Annotated in this window: 1 protein-coding gene; it reads right to left on the reverse strand. The window is 53.2% G+C overall.

Annotated features, from left to right (window positions below; genetic code table 11):
* Positions 1-34: 34 nt before the first annotated feature.
* Positions 35-718, reverse strand: coding sequence for a pseudouridine synthase (locus tag ACYVTD_RS14990; protein ID WP_461248511.1), 684 nt, complete (start codon positions 716-718; stop codon positions 35-37).
* Positions 719-720 lie beyond the last annotated feature (2 nt).

Raw genomic sequence — 720 nt, forward strand, 5'->3', positions numbered from 1 at the left:
GGGGCCGACAATAGCTATTCCCATCTACCCCTAATTATACCCCAATTACCCCCTTTTGTGAAAGGGGTCTGGACCCCCCTACAGGAAAATCCCCCAAAAAACCCCCCCCTTTCATCCCCCGGGGGAGGACGGGGGGGTGAAGAAAAAAGTGGAAAAAAACCCGCCGTATCTCTCGGTTCTTGCCTTCGACAAGGACTATCCTCATGGTCTTGCGTCCGATTATCTCGGCGGATATAGCCTTGTAGTACACGCCCTCGATTGTTATCCCTTCGCGGAAAGCGTCCGCCGTTTCGTTTTGGATAACGCCCGTAGCCTCAACTATGTACTCTTTTTCAAGGCCGCACGAAGGGTGCCCCAGGCGTTTGGCAAAATCTCCGTCGTTGGTAAAAAAAATTAGCCCGCACGAAAGGAAGTCCAGCCGCCCCACGTTGTAAAGCCGCTCCTTCGCGGGAGGCAGAAGGCTCAGCGCGAGCGGCCTCCCCTGCGGATCGTCAGAACTGCAAATATAGCCGGGCGGCTTGTTAAGCGCGATATAATGTTTTTGGGTTTCTTTTAAAACGGGTTTTCCGTCAAGAAGAACGGTATCGCCCTCTTGTACTTTGGTTCCCTGCGCCGTAATTTTTACGCCGTTTACCGTTACCCTGCCGGAAGCTATTATTTCCTCCGCCGCCCTTCTCGATGCGACTCCCGCGTGAGAGAGAAAAACCTGAAGCCTAATAC

This window comes from Treponema sp. R6D11 (assembly GCF_054786075.1).